The sequence below is a fragment of the Kitasatospora sp. NPDC059803 genome, assembly GCF_042732255.1.
In the GTDB taxonomy this organism is placed as follows: Bacteria; Actinomycetota; Actinomycetes; order Streptomycetales; family Streptomycetaceae; genus Kitasatospora.
In genome coordinates, this window is record NZ_JBHWIJ010000478.1 from 1 (window position 1) to 3,850 (window position 3,850).

Genomic DNA, 3,850 nt, shown 5'->3' on the forward strand with positions numbered 1-3,850 from the left:
TACCCCCCCCAGAGCGTGGCACGCGTCCGTTGTGTATACGACACACACCGAGCCGTGGTGCCGGTGGGCCCGGTGGCCGGCCTGGTCGCCGATCACCAGCGCCCGCACGCCGCCCTCGTCGGAGATCCGGACCAGCTTGCCGTCCGGGGTCCAGGACGGGACGCCCTGGAACAGCTCCAGCCAGACGTCGTCGCGCTCCTCGAACAGCACCTCGGTGGCGCCGGTGGCCACGTCGAGGCCGAGGATCAGCTGGCTGCGCTGGTCGCGGGCCTGGACGAGCAGCAGCGGCACGCCGCCCGCGGACCAGTGCACCCGGGCGAGGTACGGGTAGGCCGTGCGGTCCCAGACCACCTCGGTGCGGCCGCCGTCCAGGTCGAGCACCCAGAGGCCGACCTCGGCGTCGGCGGTGCCGGCGGCCGGGTAGGCGACCTCGGCGGGCTCGCGCTGCGGGTTGGCCGGGTCGGCGATCCACCAGCGGCGCACCGGGGTGTCGTCGGCGCGCTCGACCAGCAGCCGGTCGCCGTCGGGGGACCACCAGAAGCCCCGGTCGCGGCTCATCTCCTCCTGGGCGATGAACTCGGCCTGCCCCCAGGTGACGTTCGGGCCGTCGGGCTCGGCGAGCACCCGGTCGGCGGTGCCGTCGGCGCGGGTGAGGCGCAGTTCGCCGGCGGTGTTGGCGTAGGCGACGTGGCTGCCGTCCGGGGAGACCCGCGGGTCCAGCAGCGGGCCCTGGGCGGGCAGTTCGGCGGTGGCGCCGGTGGCCAGGTCGGCGGTGAACAGCCGGCCGGAGAGGGCGAAGGCGGCCAGTCGGCCGGCCGCGTCCAGGGCGTAGCCGACGATGCCGGCCGAGCCTTCGCGGCTGCGCTCGCGGCGGGCCTTCTCGGCGGGCGAGAGGTCCTCCTCGCCGCCGCCGAGCAGCACGGCCGGGTCGGCGGCGATCCGCTCCTCGCCGGTGGCGGTGTCGAGGGTCCAGAGCAGGTTGGCCCGGTCGCCGCCCGACCGGGAGCGCAGGAAGACGACCCGCGAGCCGTCCGGTGCGACGGAGAAGGAGCGGGGCGCGCCGACGGTGTAGCGCAGGGTCCGCGCGTACTGCCGGGGGAAGGTGTCCGCAGGGGTGTGGGAGGTCATGGCACCAGACCCTACGATGCCGTACTCCCGCTGCCGGGCGCCTGGTGATCACTCGTTCGGAGCATCGTTCCCGAGTGCGCCCCAAAGGCGCCCATACCCCCTCCGACCGGCCCATGCGCCCCACGAGTGCCTCCGTACCCCGGCGCGTGGAGACTCACCGAATGTAATGCTCCCCTTACCCATCGGGTATGACTGGTCGGGCGGGTGATCGTCGGGCCCGTCCCGGCCCCGGTCGCCCGACCGCAAGTCCCGTACGGTCCCACCGTCACCCTCCCCAGGGGGTGGCGCACCCGAGAAGGGGTGTGAGCCGACATGGCTTTGTCCGTCTCCGCAGCCATGCTGATGCTGGTCATCGTGGTGGTGCTGATCCGCCGCTCCGGGCTGAAGCTCGCGCACGCGATCATCTGCGCGCTGCTCGGCTTCTACCTGGCGTCCAGCTCGATCGCGCCGTCGATCAGCCAGGTCACCAGCAACCTCGCCGGGATGATCAACGGCCTGAAGCTCTGACCCCGCCACGGCGGTCGTTAGGCTTCCTCCCATGACCGCGACTACCGGCCGCCGCCTGCTCCTGGTGCACGCCCACCCCGACGACGAGTCGATCGGCAACGGCGCCACCATGGCCCGGTACGCCGCCGAGGGCGCCCAGGTCACCCTGGTGACCTGCACCCTCGGCGAGGGCGGCGAGGTGATCCCGCCCGGGCTGGCCCATCTGACGGCCGATCGGGAAGGAACCCTCGGCGCGTACCGGATCGGCGAGCTGACCGCGGCCATGCGCGCGCTCGGCGTCACCGACCTCCGCTTCCTCGGCGGCCCGGGCCGCTACCGCGACTCCGGGATGATGGGCCTGCCCGACAACGACGTGCCCGGCTGCTTCTGGCAGGCCGACGTCGACGAGGCGGCCGGCCACCTGGTCGCGGTGGTCCGCGAGGTCCGGCCGCAGGTGCTGGTCACCTACGACGAGAACGGCGGCTACGGGCACCCGGACCACATCCAGGCGCACCGGGTCGCGATGCGCGCGTACGAGCTGGCGGCCGATCCGGCGCACCGCCCGGAGCTGGGCCCGGCCTGGCGGATCGCCAAGGTCTACTGGAACCGGATGCCCCGCTCGGTGATCGAGGCCGGGCTCGCCGAGACCGCCGCCCGGGCGCCCTTCCCCGGGACGGCCCGGCCGGCCGACGTTCCCGGGGTGGTGGCCGACGAGGTGGTCACCACCGTGCTGGACGGCTCCGCCTACGCCGGGCGCAAGGCCGCCGCGATGGCCGCGCACGCCACTCAGATCACCGTGGACGGCGCCTTCTTCGCGCTCTCCAACGACCTCGGCCAGCCGCTGGTCACCACCGAGTACTACCAGCTGGTACGCGGCCAGGCCGGGCCGGAGCGGCCCGAGGACGACCTGTTCGCCGGCCTGTCGCCCGCCGCCGACCCGCTGCCCACCACCGCCACCACCACCGCCACCGCCACCGCCGAGGAGAGCGTCCGATGACCGAGCCCGCCGCCGCCCGGCCGCCGCGCCGCTCGTTCCCGGCGGCCGTCCTCGGCACCCGCGAGGAGCGGCTGGCCGAGCCTCAGCCCCCGCGCGGCGCCCGGATCACGGCCTACGCCCTGTTCTTCCTGCTGGGTGTCGCGGTGTCGGTCTGCGGATCCTTTGTGCAGGCCTTGTGGCCGCCCGTGGGGGTCCTGCTGGCGCTCGCCGCGACCGGCGCCACCTTCTACGGCGGCCTGCGGGTCACCGGCACCCGGCTGGGCGCGGCGCTGCCCGCGGCCGGCTGGTTCATGGCGATGCTGCTGGTGATCGTGCCCCGGCCGGAGGGCGACAACGTGCTGTGGTCCAACGCCACCTCGCTCGGCTGGCTGTTCGGCGGCTCGGTCCTGGGCGTGATCTGCGCCACCCTGCCGACCCGTAGCGGCTGGTTCCCGGGCGTGCCCGGCCCGCCGCGCTGAACCCGCCCGCGGGGCACGTACGGCACCGCGCACGACGCGCAGTCAGGAGCGCACGGCCGTACTCTCATACCGGAGGAACCGGACGTATCAGGATCTGTCCGAAGCCGTTCGTCGCTCTGTTCTTCCCAGTATGGTGGTCCCGCAGAACGCCGTACCCGACCGCCGCCCGCCCAGGCCCGGCGACCACGAACCGCGGTCGCGCCGCACGGCCCGCCCGCGAACCCGGAGCAGAGCAGCATTGAGCAGCCGCGAATCTGACAACGCCCACCCGACGCCCCGGCGTACGGGTCCGGACGCCTACCCGTCGGGCACCCCGCCCTACGGCACACCGGGACTCCCGGGCGGCGACCGGGCCGGTGCCGCCCAGGGCGCCGCGTCGGGCGGCGAGGACGACGGCCCGAAGACCGAGACCACCCTGACGACCCGGGTCCGGATCAACATCCCCGGGTCGCGTCCGATCCCGCCGGTCGTGGTCCGCAGCACCGTCAAGAACGAGGACGGCCCGGGCGAAGAGGCCCCGGCGGCCGCCCCCGAGCCGGGCGGCCCGCGGCACCGGTCCGCGCCCTCCTCCCCCGTCCTCGGGGTGATGGAGGGCGGCGCCCGCACGGCCACCCCGCCGGAGCTGCCGCCGGAGTGGCAGGTCCCGCCGATCCCGCCGGCGACGTCCGAGGCCGAGTCCACCGGCGCCTGGTTCCGGCCGCGGCAGAAGAAGGCCGAGCCGGCGCCGCCCCCCCGAGCCGCCCGGGGCCCCAAAACCCCCTGGGCGCCCCCGGGCGCGGGC

The 3,850-nt window shown here is 75.0% G+C and carries 4 protein-coding genes and 1 pseudogene; 4 read left to right on the top strand and 1 reads right to left on the bottom strand.

The window, feature by feature from the left end:
• A partial coding sequence (locus ACFV6I_RS38360) for a DPP IV N-terminal domain-containing protein (protein WP_380430803.1) occupies positions 1-1,128 on the bottom strand: 1,128 nt, incomplete at its 3' end.
• A 312-nt stretch (positions 1,129-1,440) separates the two neighbouring features.
• Here ACFV6I_RS38360 and ACFV6I_RS38365 point away from each other — a divergent pair.
• The 4 genes and pseudogenes from ACFV6I_RS38365 to ACFV6I_RS38380 form a co-directional block, all read left to right on the top strand.
• Complete coding sequence (locus tag ACFV6I_RS38365) at positions 1,441-1,635, top strand: DUF2304 family protein (RefSeq protein ID WP_063347949.1); 195 nt, start codon at positions 1,441-1,443, stop codon at positions 1,633-1,635.
• Positions 1,636-1,666: 31 nt separating this feature from the next.
• Positions 1,667-2,611, top strand: coding sequence for an N-acetyl-1-D-myo-inositol-2-amino-2-deoxy-alpha-D-glucopyranoside deacetylase (gene mshB / locus ACFV6I_RS38370; protein WP_380430806.1), 945 nt, complete (start codon positions 1,667-1,669; stop codon positions 2,609-2,611).
• The gene (locus ACFV6I_RS38375; RefSeq protein ID WP_363372543.1) at positions 2,608-3,069 is read left to right on the top strand and encodes a DUF6113 family protein; all 462 of its coding nucleotides are present in this window, start codon (positions 2,608-2,610) and stop codon (positions 3,067-3,069) included. The genes mshB and ACFV6I_RS38375 overlap by 4 nt, the downstream gene beginning before the upstream one ends.
• 238 nt (positions 3,070-3,307) lie before the next feature.
• Positions 3,308-3,850, top strand: a pseudogene (locus ACFV6I_RS38380) (hypothetical protein); the annotation flags it as partial.

Bases quoted from the DNA above. Each gene is read 5' to 3' on its own strand.
- ACFV6I_RS38365 (WP_063347949.1), top strand. From the start codon at position 1,441: ATGGCTTTGTCCGTCTCCGCAGCCATGCTGATGCTGGTCATCGTGGTG.
- mshB (WP_380430806.1), top strand. From the start codon at position 1,667: ATGACCGCGACTACCGGCCGCCGCCTGCTCCTGGTGCACGCCCACCCC.
- ACFV6I_RS38375 (WP_363372543.1), top strand. From the start codon at position 2,608: ATGACCGAGCCCGCCGCCGCCCGGCCGCCGCGCCGCTCGTTCCCGGCG.